This is a genomic window from Alloalcanivorax sp. C16-1 (assembly GCF_046507805.1).
In the GTDB taxonomy this organism is placed as follows: domain Bacteria; phylum Pseudomonadota; class Gammaproteobacteria; order Pseudomonadales; family Alcanivoracaceae; genus Alloalcanivorax.
In genome coordinates, this window is record NZ_JBKFTK010000001.1 from 1,351,918 (window position 1) to 1,366,867 (window position 14,950).

A 14,950-nucleotide genomic window follows, 5' to 3' on the forward strand; every position below is an offset into this window, starting at 1 on the left:
CATTGGCGATTTCCCGGCGCCGCGCGAGAGCGCCTATGTAAAAGCTTGTGCAAAGGCGGCTGGCCGTGACGGCGTTGTCATGAAGGCCGGTAAAGTTTGAAAAAAAGTCAGCGGAGCCGGTAGCTCACGGTGGCCATGACACTGCGTTCGGCGCCGAAGTAGCAGTAGTTGAGCGAATAGCAGGAGGCCACGTATTCCTTGTCGAGCAGGTTATTGGCGTTGATGCGCGCGCTCAGGCCGTCCACGCCCAGCGCGGAAAAGTCATAGCCGAGCACCGCGTCCACCAAGGTGTAAGCGGGGACTTCCAGGGTGTTCTCCCGGTCCGCCTGGATGCCCTGGGTGTAACGCACGCCGGCGCCCACTTCGAAGCCGGACAGCGGGCCGCCGTCGAAGCGATAGTGGCCCCAGGCGCTGGCCTGGTTGCGCGGCGCCTGGTTGACCCGGTTGCCGTCGATGCCGGGCTCCGCTTCGCTGTACTCGATGTCGGTATAGGTATAGCTGGCCTGCACCCGCAAGCGATCGGTAAGCAGCGTCTGGGCCTCCAGCTCCACGCCCCGGGAACGGATCTCGCCCACCGGCAGATAGACCGCCGACTGGGGCTCGCGGATCGCCAGGTTCTCCTGGTCGATATGGAACAGGGACAGGGTGTAGAGGCCGCGACCGTCGCGGGGCTGGTACTTCAAGCCGGTTTCGTACTGGGTGCCTTCGGTGGGTTCCAGCGGGTCGCCGTCGGCGTCGGTGTAGACGCTCGGGTTGAACGACTCGGAATAGCTCACATAGGGGGCCAGGCCGTTGTCGAACCGGTAGAGCACGCCGGCGCGGCCGCTGAACTGTTCGCGGTCCTGACTGGAGCGGGCGCCGGTGTCTTCGTTGACGTTGGCGGTGCGCACCCAGTCCTGACGGCCACCCAGGGAGAAACGCCAGCGGTTCAGGGCGATCTGATCCTGCAGGTAGACCCCGGTCTGAATCAGCTTGCGTTGATGGCTGACCGGGTCGCCGATGGCGGTGGGCGCGGCGCCGTACACCGGATCGAAGGCGTCGATGGCGGGAAAGGCGCCGCTGCTCCAGGCGGCGTCCACGTCCCGATGCTGATAGTCCACGCCGATCAAAAGCGTGTGGCGGAGATTGCCGGTGGTGAAATCGGCCCGCGCCTGGTTGTCCACGGTGTAGGCGTCGAGTTGTTCGTCGGCGCCGGAATAGTAGCGGCTCAACTGATTGCCCGAGCCCACCCAGTCGTAGCTGTACACCTGCTGCAGGTTCACGTCACTGGTGATGTAGCGGACGTTCTGGCGCAGGCTCCAGGTGTCGTTAAGAAAATGCTGCAGCTGATAGCCGAGCATTTTCTGGGTGCGCTCGAACTGTTCATGGCCCGGCTCGCCTTCGAAGAAATCGTTGTCGATGTAGCGGCCGTTACGAGTATAGAGCGTGCCCTCGGCGGGCACGCCGCTGTGGCTGCCGCCTTCCGGGTCGTCCTGATAATAGGCCATCAGATCGAGCTGGGTGTTCTCGCCCAGTGCCAGGGTCAGGCTGGGCATGATGGCCCGGCGTTGCTGCTCCAGGTGATCGAACTGGGTGTCGCTTTTCTCCGTCAGCCCCACGATCCGGTAGGCCACCCGGTCGTTGACCGGCCCGGAGAAGTCGAACCCGGCGCTGCGGTAGTCATGGTCGCCGACGCCGAAACGCAGTTCCTGACGGGTTTCGAACAGCGGCTTCTTGCTGGTCAGGTTGACCAGGCCGCCCGGCGAGGCACGGCCATACAGCACCGAGGTGGGGCCCTTGACGATTTCCACCCGCTCCAGGAAATAGGGGTCGACCTGCATGGAACTGAAGGTGCCCCCGTCGCCCATGGTCTTGAGGCCGTCCAGATAGATGTTGTCGATGCTGTCGTCGGAGAAGCCGCGCAGTGACACATAGTCGTAGCGCTTGGAGGCGCCGATCTGGTCGGTGAACACCCCCGGCGTGTAGCGCAGGCTTTGCTGCACGGTGTCGGAGCCCTGTTCCTCGATTTGCGCGCGTCGCACCACGGAGATCGACTGGGGCGTTTCCAGGGTGGGGGTGTCCACCTTGGTGGCGGCTTCCGCGTTCACCGCCACCGGCGCCAGGGTGCTCTCGGTGACCGGGGCGGGCTCCAGGGTAAGGCTGCCGTCGTCGTTGACCCGGTAACGCAGCCCGCTGCCGGCCAGCAGCCGATCCAGGGCCTGGCGGGCGCCGTAGTCGCCGCGCAGCGCCGGGCTCTGTTTGCCACGGGTGGCGTCGGCGTCGTACAGCAGCTGCAGGCCGGTGGCCTCGGCCAGCTCCGCCAGGGCGGCATCCAGGGGCTGGGCCGGGATGTCCAGCGGCGTGGCCCGCACGGCGCCGACCAGCATCAGCCCGGCGGCGAACAGCGCCAGGCGGGGGTAAGTCATTGATTTCATGAAAAGGGTACCCTTCTTCCAAAAGTGCAAATAGAAACCATTCGCGACAAAGACATGCAGGAAGACGAAGCCGGCGCCCGTTTCTGAACCTCGGGAAGAAAAATTTTTAATACAGCAGCACCATGCCGGGCAGCCGCAGCGCGCGCACCGGCAGAGTCTGGGTAAGGGCGCTCAGCACCGCCTCCGGCTGATCGGCGGCGAAGGTGCCGCTCACCCGCCGATCGGCCAGCTCGTTGTTGAGCAGCACCAGGCGATCCGGATGGTAGGGACGCAACTCGGCGAGCAGCTCGCCCAGCGGGCGGTCCCGGAACACCAGCCGGCCCCGGGCCCAGGCCAGCGTGGCCGCGGCGTCCACCGTTTCCACTTCACCGAGGCGGCCCCGGCGCCAGTGCACTTGCTGGCCGGCGCGGAGCGAGCGGTGGCGGTGGCCATCGCCGGCCCGCACGCTGCCTTCGGCCACGGTCAGGCGCACCGTGCCGTCGCGGCGGCGCACCTCGAAGCGGGTGCCGGTGACCCGCACCCGGGCGTCACCGGCGCGCACCAGGAACGGGTGGTCGGGGTCCTTGGCCACCTGGAACAGGGCTTCGCCGCGCACCACCTCCACCCGGCGACGCTGGTCGGTGATGTCGATGTTGATGGCGCTACGGCCGTTCAGGATCACCCGGCTGCCGTCCGCCAGGGTCAGGGTGCGGCGCTCGCCAGCGCCGGTGCGGGCGTCCGCGGTCCACAGCGACCAGGGCAGGGCGGCGGCGACCACCACGATCACCACCAGGGCGGCCACCAGCGCCCGGCAATGGGCCAGGGCCCGGGCGATGTACTTGCCGGCCATGCGCTCGGACACGCCCAGGCGTTCGCCGATTTCCCGCTGGCTGACGCCGTCCAGGCGGTTCCACAGCAGCGCCTGGCGGACGTGATCGGGCAGGTCGGTGAGCGCCGTTCGCAGGCCGTCCACGGCCTGGGCGCTGCTGGCGGCGGACTCCGGCGTGGGGGCGCTGCTTTCCAGATCCAGATGCGGGTCGCCCAGGGGCACGGTGACCGGGCGGCTGCGCTGCTGGCGCAGGTGGTCGATCAGCAGGTTGCGGGCGATGCGGAACAGAAAGGCGCGCGGATTGGTCAGCGCCTCGGCGGGCTGGGGGTCCAGCCGCCGCAGACGCAAATAGACCTCATGGCACAGGTCGGCGGCCTGCTCCGGGGAGTTCAGGCGCCGGCAAAGATAGCCGTTCAGTTCCCGGGCATGTCGTTGAAACAGGTCGTCCGCGTGCATGGGTGCGCCCGCCCCGATTGGGGTCGCGATAGGATTGAGAATGATTCGTGATCCGCTTTGGGCGCATTATGCCACCGCCCGCCGGCCCCATGCCAGGGCCGGCGCCGCGGCGTTCAGCGGGGGGCGCGGTAGGCCTGTACCCGGTGGCCGGGTTTGGAGAAGACCCACTGCCACAACTGAATGGTGCGGGCGCGGAAGGCGCCGGCGCACATATTCAGGTAGTAGTGCCACATACGCTGGAAACGCTCGTCGTATTGACCGCGCAGTTCCGGCCAGTGGGCCTGGAAGTTGGCGTCCCAGGCTTTCAGGGTGCGCGCGTAGTCGGGGCCGAAATTGTGCAGGTCCTCGACCACGAAGCGGTGCTCCGCGTGGCGGGCGATCTGCCTGATCGACGGCAACTCGCCGTTGGGAAAAATATATTTGTTGATCCAGGCGTCGTGGCAGTTGCTGGTTTCGTTGTTGCCGATGGTGTGCAGCAGCATCAGGCCGCGATCCTTGAGCAGGCGCCGGCTGGTCTCCATGAAGGTGCGGTAGTTGCGCCGCCCCACGTGCTCGAACATGCCCACCGACACCACCCGGTCGTACTGGCCGGTGACCGCCCGATAATCCTTGAGCATCACTTCCACCGGCAGATGCTTGCAGCGCTCCCGGGCCAGCCGCGCCTGCTCGGTGGAGACGGTGACGCCGTGGGCGCGCACGCCGTAGTGCCGGGTGGCGTATTCCAGCAGGCTGCCCCAACCGCAGCCGATATCCAGCAGCGTCATTCCCGGTTCCAGTTCCAGCTTGCGGCAAATCAGATCAAGCTTGGCCTCCTGGGCCTGATGCAGAGTGTCCGCGTCTTTCCAGTAACCACAGCTGTAGGCCATGGTCGGGTCGAGCATTTTTTCGAACAGATCGTTGCCCAGGTCGTAATGCCGCTCCGCCACCTGCCGGGCGCGGCGCAGGCTTTGCCGGTTGCGCAGGGCGTGGCCGAACAGCTGCAGCGCCAGCATGGTTTTGCTTTTGCCCAGGTCGTCGGCGCCGGCGCGCAGAATGCGGAAGGTGAACTCATCCAGGGCGTCGCAGTCCCACCAACCGTCCATATAGGATTCGCCCAGGCCGAGGGAACGCTGGGCGGCGATTCTTGAAAGGGTTTCGGGGTGGTGGATCTGGAGGTCCCAGGGGCGCCGGCCATTGATCTGCACATCGGCGTTGGACAACACCGTGGCGATCAGGTCGTCAATGGCGCGCGATCCGGTACGGTGCGCGTCGTCCTGGCTGCGTGAGTCGAGCATACGGCATCTCCTGAGCGAGAGGTGAAGACGGTATGGATCTGTCAGCATGGCCGGCATTAACGACCATTTTTTGACGCTCTCATCACGGACGCAAGCGCTGAAACCCGTAAATGACCGCGCAAGTTTCATCCACGGCCCGGTTTTTACAATATTATTCAAACGGTTGGCGGTGCCGTCGGCGACGGTATGGATGCTTTCTATGGGTGGAATTTAACGACGCTATTTCGTTTTGCCTTTTTTTGGAGCACGGCATGGATTCTTTGACGCAGGCGGCGCTGGGCGGCGCGCTCGGAGGCGCGGTCCTGGGAAGTCGCTGGGGGCGTGGCGCGGTGCTGGCCGGGGCGGCCCTGGCCACCCTGCCGGACCTGGATGTGCTGATCGATTACGGCGACGCGGTGGCCAATTTTTCCGAGCACCGGGGGTTCAGCCATTCGTTATTGGTCCTGACACCGCTGGCGCTGCTGCTGGCGTTTCTGCTCAGCCGCTGGAAAACCACCATCAGTTTCCGGCGCGCCCTGGCGTTCACCGGCCTGGTGCTGATCACCCACCCGTTACTGGACGCCTTCACCACCTACGGCACCCAGCTGTGGTGGCCACTGGGGCCGCCGGTGGCCTTGAACAGCATTTTTATTATCGACCCGCTCTATACCTTGCCGTTGCTGGTGGCGGTGGTGATCGCGCTGATCCGACCGCCGGCCCGGCGCGCCCTGGCCGTGGGGCTGGCGCTGTCCAGCGGCTATCTGCTATGGAGTCTGGTGGCCCAGCAATGGATGACGCAGCGGGTGGAGCGGGTGCTGGCGGATCAAGGCATCGAGGACGTGCCCTTGATGGTCCAGCCGATGCCGTTTTCCACCTTCCTGTGGCGGGCCACGGTGATGGCGCCGTCGGCGCGCCTGGAGATCGTCACCGGCGTGTTCGACGGCGACGGGCCGCTCCATGTGGAGCGCTTTCCGCGCCGCGCGGAACTGGAGCAGGCGGCCGCCGGGCTGGCGGACGGCCAACGGCTGATCTGGTTCACCGACGGCTTTCTCGATTACCGGCGCAACGGTGACCGGATGGTGGTCACCGATGTGCGCCTGGGCGTGCCCGGTGCCCACCCGTTCCAGTTCGTGATCGCCCAGCGGGCGCCGGACGGCTGGGCGCCGATGGTGAGCACCCGGCTGCCCCGGCCGATGATCAATGAGCAGGTGTGGCCGATGCTCTGGCGGCGCACCTTCGCGCTGGCGCCGGTGCTGTGCCTGCACAACCTGCAGCTGGGGGAATCGCCAGCGGCCTGCGGGCAGCCCTGAGCGGACTCCGTGATCAGTCCCAGCCGGCCAGCACCAGCTTGCCGATGGTGCCGCCGCCTTCGATGCGGCGGTGGGCTTCCTTCAGGTTGGCGGCGTTGATCGGCCCCAGGGTTTCCGCCAGGGTGGTTTCCAGCACGCCTTCGTCCACCAGTTTCGCCGCCTGGCCGAGAATCTCGCCCTGGCGTTCCATGTCCACGCCGAACAGGGCGCGGGTGAACATGAACTCCCAGGCGAAGCGGGCGCTTTTCGGTTTCAGCGGATTTGTGTCCAGCGGCCCGCGGGCATCGACGATGGAGACGATGCCGCCCAGCGGCGCCACCAGCTGACAGACGTCGTTCCAGTAACCGTCCGGTTCCTGGGCCAGCAGAATGGCGTCCACCTGCTCGATGCCCAGTTCCTTGAGCGGCGCCACCAGGCCCTGGCGGTAATCGATGGTGTGGTGGGCGCCCATCGCCCGGCACCAGTCGGCGGAGCGCTCGCGGCCGGCGGTGGCGATCACCGTCATGCCGAAGTGGCGCGCCGCCAGTTGCGCGGCGATGGAGCCCACGCCGCCGGCGCCGCCGACGATCAGCAGGGTTTTGCCGTTGGCGTTTTGCGGGGTCAGGCCGAGCTGGTCTTCCAGCGCCTCCCAGGCGGTCAGGGTGGTCAGCGGCAGCGCCGCCGCTTCCTGCAGGCCCAGGCTTTCCGGCGCCTTGGCGACGATGCGTTCGTCCACGCACTGATACTGGGCATTGGAGCCCGGGCGCTGCATGGCGCCGGCGTACCAGACCCGGTCGCCGGGCAGAAAGCCGCGTACCTCGGAACCCACCGCCTCGACCCGGCCGGCGGCGTCAAAGCCCAGCACCTTATAGTCTTTGTCCGCCAGCGGCCGCTGGCGTACCTTGGTGTCCACCGGGTTCACCGACACCGCCTCCACGGCCACCAGCAGGTCCCGGGGACCGGGTTGCGGCTGGTCCAGTTCGATGTCTTCCAGGGCGTGCACGTCCTCGATGGCGCGGGGTTGATTGAAGCCGACTGCTTTCATGGAGCCTCCCGGGGCACGAGTTAAAAGTTGAAAGTCAAAAGTTGAAAGGGGATGGTTTCAGACCATCAGGGTAACCAGAACAACAAGGATAGCATCATGAACTTTGAGGAATACCGGCGCCACGACGGTTTGGGGTTGGCGGAGTTGGTGGCCAAGGGCGAGGTGACCGCCGGGGAGCTGCTGGAGGTGGCGATCCAGCGGGCGGAGGCGGTGAACCCCAAGCTCAACGGGCTGATCATTCCGCTCTACGAGGAGGCCCGGCGGCGCGCCGGCGAGCCCCTGCAGGGGCCCTTCGCCGGGGTGCCCATGCTGGTCAAGGACCTGTTCCAGGAGATCGGCGGGGCGCCGACCTATTCCGGCAACAAGGCGCTCAAGGCCATGGACAACCGCGCCCCCCGGGACTCGGAGCTGGTGCGCCGCTGGAAGGCCGCCGGCGCGGTACCGTTCGGGCGCACCAATACGCCGGAGTTCGGCTCCAAGGGCATCACCGAGCCGGAATCCTTTGGCGCCAGCCGCAATCCCTGGAACACGGATCACACGCCGGGCGGTTCCTCCGGTGGCTCGGCGGCGCTCACCGCCGCCGGCGTGGTGCCGTTCGCCGGTGCCAACGACGGTGGCGGCAGCATCCGTATTCCCGCCGCCTGCTGCGGTCTGTTCGGGCTCAAGCCCGGGCGTGGGCGCACGCCCTGGGGGCCGGAATTCACCGAGGCCCTGCACGGCATTTCCGTGAACCATGTGGTGAGCCGCTCGGTGCGCGACTCCGCCGCTCTGCTGGACGCCACCCAGGGCGATGAGCACGGCGCCCTGTTCCACCTGGCGCCGCCGGCCCGTTCCTATCTCAGTGAACTGGAGCGCGACCCGGCGCCGCTGAAAATCGGCTTCTCTTTGACTTCGCCCATCGGCACGCCGGTGGACCCGGACGCGGTCAAGGCGGTGGAGGACACCGTCCGTCTGCTGCAGGAACTGGGCCACCAGGTGGAAGAGGCGGCGCCGTCCCTGGACATGATGGCCATGAGCATGGACTGGCTGGGCATCTGGTTCACCAAGTGCGCCGGCGAGGTGGCCCGGGTCAAGGAACTCACCGGTTGCGGCGACGAAGGCTTCGAGCTGGACACCCTGGCCATGGCCGCCTTCGGCCACGCCACCCGCGCCGACGAGTACCTGGGCTTCTACCAGCGTGGCCAGCTCTATGCCCGGCAGTTGGCGGACTTCCACGACCGTTACGATTTCTGGCTCACCCCCACCCTGGCCCTGCAGCCGGCGGCCATCGGTGCCTCCGCCACACCGGCCTGGCAGCAAAACGCCCTCAAGGTGATTCTCAAACTGCGCGCCGGCAAGCTGGTGATGAAGTCCGGTCTGGTGGAGCAGATGGCCCGGGAGAACATGAAGTACGTGCCCTTTACCCAGCTCGCCAACTTCACCGGCGTGCCGGCCATGTCGGTGCCGATGCACTGGTGCGACAGCGGTCTGCCCATGGGCGTGCAGTTCGTCGGCACCCACGGCGACGAGGGCCGGCTGCTGGCCCTGGCCGGTCAGTTGGAGAAGGCGAAGCCCTGGTTTGATCGTAGGCCGGAGCTTTAAAACCCGATCGCGGCTGGGCGGCACTCCGCTTCAGTCGCGATCAGACGTCTCGGGTAACCCCTGGTCCACAACCTCGATCCAATGCCTGACCGGCGTGCGCCCGGCGGCGCCCAGATGCATCTGGCAGCCGATGTTGGCGGTGGCGATGGCATCCGGTTGGCCGCTTTCCAGGGCGTCGAGTTTGCGGTCCCGCAGTTGCCGGGCCATGGCCGGTTGGGTGATCGAGTAGGTGCCGGCGGAGCCGCAGCACAGGTGGCCGTCCGGCACCGGGGTGAGGTCGAAGCCCAGGCGGGTGAGCACGCCCTCGGTGACGCCGGCCAGGCGCTGGCCGTGCTGCAGGGTGCAGGGGCATTGAAAGGCCAGCCGGCTTTTGGTGTGCACCGCCAGCGTGTCCAGATCCTCTTCGGCGAGAAATTCGCCCAGGTCCCGGGTGTGCGCGCTGATCCGGCGCGCCTTGTCGGCGTAGGCCGGGTCGCCCTCCAATACCTTGCCGTATTCCTTGATAAAGGCGCCGCAGCCGCTGGCGGTGGGGATGATCGCTTCCACGCCGTCGTCCAGGGCGGCGATCCAGGTGTCGATATTGCGTCGGGCCCGGTCCAGGCCGGTGGCCTGGCCGTCGAGATGCCCCCCCAAATGATAGTCCACCGCACCGCAGCAGCCGGCCCCGGACCAGACTTCCGCGCCGATGCCCAGGCGGTCCAGCACCCGGGCGGTGGCGGCGTTGGTGTTGGGCGACAGGGCCGGTTGCACGCAGCCGGCCAGCAGCGCCACCCGGCGTCGATGGCCGCCGCCGGGCCAGTGGCCCGCTGACGGCACCCGGGCGGGGATCTTCTCTTTCAGCGCCGCCGGCGCCAGCGGTCGGGCCAGCCGCCCCAGGCCCATCAGGGCGGCGAACAGCCGTGGGTGCGGCATCAGGGCACGCAGGCCCCGGCGCAGCAGCCGGTCCCGCGTGGAACGGGGCACCTGGCGTTCCAGTTCCGGCCGGGCGATGTCCAGCAGGGAGTGGTAGTCCACGCCGGAGGGGCAGGTGGTCTCGCAGGCCCGGCAACTCAGGCAGGCGTCCAGATGTTGCTGGGTGCCTTCGCCGGGCTCATTGCCCTCCAGCATTTCTTTCATCAGATAGATGCGCCCGCGCGGGCCGTCCAGTTCGTCGCCGGTGAGCTGGTAGGTGGGGCAGGTGGCGTTGCAGAAGCCGCAGTGCACGCAGCTGCGAAGGATCGATTCCGCTTCGTCGGCGCGGGGCAGTTGGCGGGCGGTGTCGCTGAGACGGGTTTGCATGGCCGGCCTCCGGTTACAGGTCCGCGTAGAGCCGGCCCGGATTGAAAATCCGCTCCGGGTCCAGGCGGGCTTTCAGCGTCTGGTGGTAGCGCAGCAGGGCCGCTGGCAGCGGGTGGAACGGCGCGTCCTCCGGCTCCTCACCGCTGAAACGGGTGGCGGAACCGCCGGCAATGGCGGCCAGCTGCCGCAGGGTGTCAGCGTCCGCGTCGCTTTTCAGCCAGCGCTGGGCGCCGCCCCAGTCGCTGAGCTGAGTGCCGGGCAGCTCCAGTACCGGCGTCGCCGGCGGCAGGGACAGCCGCCACAGGGGTTTGGCGCCGTCGAAGAACGGCAGCCGGTGGTCGCGCAGTTTGTCCCAGTAGAGGCCGTCTTCCAGGGGCTCGCCGCCGATCTCCGCAACCGCCGCGTCCACCGAGCCCTGGTTGCCTTCCAGCCGTATTCTCAGCAGGCCGCCGCCGTGGCAGGCGGCGGACAGGGGCAGGCCACGCCGGCGCCAGTCCAGCACCCGTTCCCGGGCCTGTTCGCCGGTGAGTCGCAGTTGCAGGGAGCGGCTGGCGCGGGGGCGCGGCAGCACCTTGAACGAGACTTCGGTGATCAGCCCCAGACAGCCGAAGCTGCCGGCCATCAGCCGGGACAGGTCGTAGCCGGCCACGTTCTTCATCACCTCGCCACCGAAGCGCAGGTGCTGGCCTTCGCCGGTGATTACCCGCACACCCAGCACGAAGTCCCGCACCGAACCGGCCCAGGGCCGGCGCGGGCCGGCCAGGCCGCTGGCCACCATGCCGCCGACGCTGGCGTCGCCGCCGAACAGGGGCGGCTCGAACGGCAGCATCTGGTCCTGCTCCGCCAGGGTGGCGATCAACTCGCTGACCCGGGTGCCGGCGCGGGCGGTGACCACCAGTTCGCTGGGGTCGTAGTGCACCACGCCGTGGTGGCTCAGCGTATCCAGCACCTCGCCGTCCACCGGCCGGCCCAGGTGGGATTTGCCGCCGGTACCGCGCGGGCACAGCGGGCGGCGCTCGGCGCGGGCGGCGCGCACCCGCTCCAGCAGGGCTTCGGACTGATCGCCCATCAGAACCGCTCCAGTTCGGGGAACGGCAGTTCGCCACGGTGAATGTGCATGGCGCCGAACTCCGCGCAACGGTTCAGGGTGGGGATGTTCTTGCCCGGGTTGAGCAGCCGCTGTGGGTCGAAGGCGGCTTTCACCGCGTGGAAGCAGGTGATCTCGTCGGCGTCGAACTGGCTGCACATCTGATTGATCTTCTCGCGGCCCACGCCGTGCTCGCCGGTGATGCTGCCGCCCACCGCCACGCACAGCTCCAGGATGCGCCCGCCCAGGGCCTCGGCCCGTTGCAGTTGGTCGCTGTCGTTGGCGTCGAACAGAATCAGTGGGTGCATGTTGCCGTCGCCGGCATGGAAGACGTTGGCCACGCGCAGGTCATATTCCCGGGACAGCGCCTCGATGCCGGCCAGCACCTTGGGCAGCTCCCGTTTCGGGATGGTGCCGTCCATGCAGTAGTAGTCCGGCGAGATGCGCCCCACCGCCGGAAAGGCCGCCTTGCGGCCGGCCCAGAAGCGCTGCCGTTCGGCGTCGTCGCGGGCCTGGCGGATCTCGGTGGCGCCGGCGTTTTCCATCACCGCGCGCACCCGCTGGCAGTCCTCGTCCACATCGCTTTCCACGCCGTCCAGCTCGCACAGCAGAATGGCAGCGGCGTCGCGGGGGTAGCCGGCGTGGGCGAAATTCTCGGCGGCGCAAAGGGCCAGGTTGTCCATCATTTCCAGGCCGCCGGGGATGACGCCGGCGGCGATGATGTCGGCCACCGCCTGGCCGGCCTTCTCCACGTTGTCGAAACTGGCTAGCAGCACTTTGGCGCAGGGCGGTGCCGGCAGCAGCTTCACGGTGATCTCGGTGACGATGCCGAGCATGCCCTCCGAGCCGGTGAACAGGGCCATCAAATCAAAGCCCGGCGTGTCCAGGGCATCGCTGCCCAGGGTCAGGCATTCACCGTCCACGGTGACGATCTCCAGCTTCAGCAGGTTGTGCACGGTGAGGCCGTACTTGAGGCAGTGCACGCCGCCGGCGTTCTCCGCCACGTTGCCGCCGATGGAGCAGGCGATCTGCGACGACGGGTCCGGCGCGTAGTAAAGACCGTAGGGGGCGGCGGCCTGGGAAATGGCCAGGTTGCGCACCCCCGGCTGCACCCGGGCGGTACCGGCCTCGGCGTCGATTTCGATAATGCGATTGAAGCGCGCCATCACCAGCAGAATGCCTTGTTCCAGCGGCATGGCACCGCCGGAAAGGCCGGTGCCCGCGCCCCGGGCCACCACGGGCACGCCCTCGTCGCTGGCGATACGCATCAGCCCCTGAACCTGTTCCAGGGTGTCCGGCAGGGCCACCAGCAAGGGCACGGTGCGGTAGGCGGCCAGGCCATCGCATTCATAGGGCGTCAGATCCTCGCGCCGGTGCAGCAGGTGCAGGTCCGGCAGGTCGCGCCGCAGGCGGTTGAGCAGGGCCGCCTTGTCCACTTCGGGCAGAGGGCCGTCTAGCCGTTCGTCGTAATGCATGGTTCCGCCGGGCTGCTGTTGTTGGAATCTCGGAGACCGGCGGTCAGTGTGCAACGGCCCCGGGGTGGCGGCAAGGGCGGCTCGACATTGGTCGAAAGGCCCGGCGCCGGTGCTATGATGACCGCGTTTTCGCAACGGGGACCGCCGTGACCGCGCACATTCTGATCGTTGACGACGAACCGAGGGTGGCGGAGCCGCTGAGCTTCGCGCTGCAACGGGAGCACTTCCGGGTCACCCACGTGGAGCGCGGCGAGCAGGCGCTGGCGGTGCTCGGTGAGGACCCGCCGGCGCTGGTGGTGCTGGACGTGGGCCTGCCGGACCTCAACGGCTTTGAGGTGCTCAAGCGGGTGCGCCGGGACAGCGAGGTGCCGGTGCTGTTTCTCACCGCCCGGGAGGACGAGCTGGACCGCATCCTGGGCCTGGAGCTGGGCGGCGACGACTATGTCACCAAGCCGTTCAGCCCCCGCGAAGTGGTGGCCCGGGTGCGCGCCATCCTCAAGCGCCAGGGCGCCCCCTCCGAGGCGGCCCCGGTGGTGGACTGGCGCGTGGACGAGGACGCCGCGCGGGCCTGGTTCCGCGACCGGCCCCTGTCCCTGACGCCTTCCGAATACCGGATTCTGGAAGCCCTGGTGCGTCACCCGGGCCAGGTGTTCAGCCGTGGCCGGCTGCTGGATATCTGCGGCAGCGAGGAGGACAGCTTCGAGCGCGCCGTGGACACCCATATCAAGACCCTGCGCGCCAAGCTGCGGCCCCTGGGCGGTGACGCCTGGATCGCCACCCGGCGTGGCCTGGGCTATGTGTTGGAACGGCCATGAAGCTGAGCCGCCAGCTGCTGCTGATCTTTTTCCTGATCATGGGGCTGGTGAGCTGGTTCACCATGGACCTGGTGCTGGGCGAGGCCAAACCGTTGGTGCGCCAGTCCGCGGAGGAAACCCTGGTGGACGCCGCCAACCTGCTGGCGGAGATCATCGCCTCGGACGTGCGCGAACAGCGGCTCACCATCACCCCGGACTTGCGCGCCGCCCTGCAGCGCTACGCGGACCGCGCCCCCGCCGCCACCATCTGGGGGCTGAACAAGAACCGCACCGACACCCACGTGTACGTCACCGACGCCCGGGGCGTGGTGCGGTTCGATTCCCAGGGGCTCAACGAAGGCGAGGATTTCTCGCAGTGGAACGATGTGCTGCTGACCCTGCAGGGCAAGTACGGCGCCCGCACCACCCGCTCCGACCCGGACGATCCCACCTCCTCGGTGCTGTACGTGGCGGCGCCGATACGTCACGACGGCACCCTGATCGGCGTGGTCACCCTGGGCAAACCCGGCGCCTCGATTCAGCCGTTCGTGGCCCAGGCGGAGGCGCGGCTGATCCGCTATGGATGGATGGCGCTCGCCGTCTGTCTGCTGTTGGGCGTGGGCCTGGCCTGGTGGATCAGCCGCCGGGTGGGGCGCCTGCGCGCCTATGCCCTGGCGGTGGCGGAAGGCGGCCGGCCGGCGCCGCCGCGCTTCCGGGTGCGCGACGAAATCCATGACCTGGCGCGGGCGGTCACCGCCATGCGCCGCAAGTTGGAGGAACGCTCCCGTCTGGAAAACCACACCGCCATGCTCACCCATGAAATGAAAAGCCCGCTGGCGGCGATTCGCGGCGCCGGGGAGATTCTCGCCGAGGAAGTCAGCGACCCGGCCCTGCACCGGCTCACCGAAAATGTGGTGCACGAAAGTCAGCGGCTCAGCGACCTGCTGGATCGCATGCTGGCGCTGGCCCGGCTGGAGAAACTGGAAAGCCTGCCGTCCCGCCGTGATCAGCCCCTGGCGCCGCTGCTGGACGAATGGCGCCGCAGCCGTCAGGTGCTGGTCGATGGCAAGACCTTGAAGGTGGCCCTGGAAGGCGAAGCGGTGCTGCACGTGGACCCGGACACCACCCGGCTGGCCCTGTTCAATTTGCTCGACAACGGGCTGCGCTTCGCCGACCCGGGCTCCACCCTGGTGGTGGCCGGCTGGCGTGACGGGGAAAGCGGCGGCCTGAGCGTCACCAACCAAGGCCCGCGCATTCCCGACTATGCGTTGGCGCGCGTCACCGAACGGTTCTATTCCCTGCCGGCCCCTGAGGAGGAAAAAAGCTCCGGCCTGGGCCTGGCCATGGTCCGCGAAGTCGCCGAACTGCACGGCGGCTGGCTGCGGGTGGAAAACCTGGAGCACGGCGTGCGCGTCACGCTTTGCCTGCGGTAACGCCCACGCACACGAAATCCCCACAGTCCCCCCACAC

General features: G+C 67.9%; 11 protein-coding genes. 4 read left to right on the forward strand and 7 right to left on the reverse strand.

Features of this window, described 5'->3' with window-relative positions; all coding sequences use genetic code 11:
* Positions 1-107 precede the first annotated feature (107 nt).
* From ACLD0W_RS06485 to cfa, 3 genes are all read right to left on the reverse strand, one after another.
* The gene (locus ACLD0W_RS06485) at positions 108-2,414 is read right to left on the reverse strand and encodes a TonB-dependent siderophore receptor (RefSeq protein WP_410306660.1); all 2,307 of its coding nucleotides are present in this window, start codon (positions 2,412-2,414) and stop codon (positions 108-110) included.
* A gap of 106 nt (positions 2,415-2,520) precedes the next feature.
* A complete protein-coding gene (locus tag ACLD0W_RS06490; RefSeq protein ID WP_410306661.1) occupies positions 2,521-3,678 on the reverse strand; it encodes a sigma-70 family RNA polymerase sigma factor in 1,158 nt (385 codons plus the stop codon).
* 113 nt (positions 3,679-3,791) lie between these two features.
* Positions 3,792-4,952 carry a cyclopropane fatty acyl phospholipid synthase gene (gene cfa, locus ACLD0W_RS06495; protein ID WP_410306662.1) on the reverse strand — a complete coding sequence of 387 codons (1,161 nt, stop codon included), beginning with the start codon at positions 4,950-4,952 and terminating at the stop codon, positions 3,792-3,794.
* 251 nt (positions 4,953-5,203) lie between these two features.
* On the opposite strand from cfa, the gene ACLD0W_RS06500 reads away from it, so the two are divergent.
* Positions 5,204-6,241 carry a metal-dependent hydrolase gene (locus tag ACLD0W_RS06500; RefSeq protein ID WP_410306663.1) on the forward strand — a complete coding sequence of 346 codons (1,038 nt, stop codon included), beginning with the start codon at positions 5,204-5,206 and terminating at the stop codon, positions 6,239-6,241.
* A gap of 13 nt (positions 6,242-6,254) precedes the next feature.
* Here the strand turns inward: ACLD0W_RS06500 and ACLD0W_RS06505 are convergent, their stop codons facing one another.
* Complete coding sequence (locus ACLD0W_RS06505) at positions 6,255-7,265, reverse strand: zinc-binding alcohol dehydrogenase family protein (RefSeq protein WP_410306664.1); 1,011 nt, start codon at positions 7,263-7,265, stop codon at positions 6,255-6,257.
* 96 nt (positions 7,266-7,361) lie between these two features.
* Between ACLD0W_RS06505 and ACLD0W_RS06510 the strand changes: the two genes are divergently transcribed.
* Positions 7,362-8,846 (forward strand): amidase, encoded by a 1,485-nt coding sequence (locus ACLD0W_RS06510; protein WP_410306665.1) that lies wholly within the window; start codon positions 7,362-7,364, stop codon positions 8,844-8,846.
* A gap of 30 nt (positions 8,847-8,876) precedes the next feature.
* Here the strand turns inward: ACLD0W_RS06510 and glcF are convergent, their stop codons facing one another.
* The 3 genes from glcF to glcD are packed head-to-tail and all read right to left on the reverse strand — an operon-like array spanning position 8,877 to position 12,686.
* On the reverse strand, positions 8,877-10,124 hold the full coding sequence (gene glcF, locus ACLD0W_RS06515; RefSeq protein WP_410306666.1) for a glycolate oxidase subunit GlcF: 1,248 nt from the start codon (positions 10,122-10,124) through the stop codon (positions 8,877-8,879).
* A 13-nt stretch (positions 10,125-10,137) separates the two neighbouring features.
* The gene (gene glcE / locus ACLD0W_RS06520; protein WP_410306667.1) at positions 10,138-11,193 is read right to left on the reverse strand and encodes a glycolate oxidase subunit GlcE; all 1,056 of its coding nucleotides are present in this window, start codon (positions 11,191-11,193) and stop codon (positions 10,138-10,140) included.
* Positions 11,193-12,686, reverse strand: a complete 1,494-nt coding sequence (gene glcD / locus ACLD0W_RS06525; RefSeq protein WP_410306668.1) for a glycolate oxidase subunit GlcD — start codon at positions 12,684-12,686, stop codon at positions 11,193-11,195. Before glcD ends, glcE begins: the two co-directional genes overlap by 1 nt.
* Positions 12,687-12,832: 146 nt before the next feature.
* On the opposite strand from glcD, the gene creB reads away from it, so the two are divergent.
* Together creB and creC are read left to right on the forward strand one after the other, a co-directional pair.
* Positions 12,833-13,501, forward strand: a complete 669-nt coding sequence (creB, locus tag ACLD0W_RS06530; RefSeq protein WP_410306669.1) for a two-component system response regulator CreB — start codon at positions 12,833-12,835, stop codon at positions 13,499-13,501.
* Positions 13,498-14,913, forward strand: coding sequence for a two-component system sensor histidine kinase CreC (gene creC / locus ACLD0W_RS06535; RefSeq protein WP_410306670.1), 1,416 nt, complete (start codon positions 13,498-13,500; stop codon positions 14,911-14,913). The genes creB and creC overlap by 4 nt, the downstream gene beginning before the upstream one ends.
* Positions 14,914-14,950 lie beyond the last annotated feature (37 nt).

Excerpts from the sequence above, each read along its gene's own strand:
- ACLD0W_RS06485 (WP_410306660.1), bottom strand. The coding sequence starts at position 2,414 with ATGAAATCAATGACTTACCCCCGCCTGGCGCTGTTCGCCGCCGGGCTG.
- ACLD0W_RS06490 (WP_410306661.1), bottom strand. The coding sequence starts at position 3,678 with ATGCACGCGGACGACCTGTTTCAACGACATGCCCGGGAACTGAACGGC.
- cfa (WP_410306662.1), bottom strand. The coding sequence starts at position 4,952 with ATGCTCGACTCACGCAGCCAGGACGACGCGCACCGTACCGGATCGCGC.
- ACLD0W_RS06500 (WP_410306663.1), top strand. The coding sequence starts at position 5,204 with ATGGATTCTTTGACGCAGGCGGCGCTGGGCGGCGCGCTCGGAGGCGCG.
- ACLD0W_RS06505 (WP_410306664.1), bottom strand. The coding sequence starts at position 7,265 with ATGAAAGCAGTCGGCTTCAATCAACCCCGCGCCATCGAGGACGTGCAC.
- ACLD0W_RS06510 (WP_410306665.1), top strand. The coding sequence starts at position 7,362 with ATGAACTTTGAGGAATACCGGCGCCACGACGGTTTGGGGTTGGCGGAG.
- glcF (WP_410306666.1), bottom strand. The coding sequence starts at position 10,124 with ATGCAAACCCGTCTCAGCGACACCGCCCGCCAACTGCCCCGCGCCGAC.
- glcE (WP_410306667.1), bottom strand. The coding sequence starts at position 11,193 with ATGGGCGATCAGTCCGAAGCCCTGCTGGAGCGGGTGCGCGCCGCCCGC.
- glcD (WP_410306668.1), bottom strand. The coding sequence starts at position 12,686 with ATGCATTACGACGAACGGCTAGACGGCCCTCTGCCCGAAGTGGACAAG.
- creC (WP_410306670.1), top strand. The coding sequence starts at position 13,498 with ATGAAGCTGAGCCGCCAGCTGCTGCTGATCTTTTTCCTGATCATGGGG.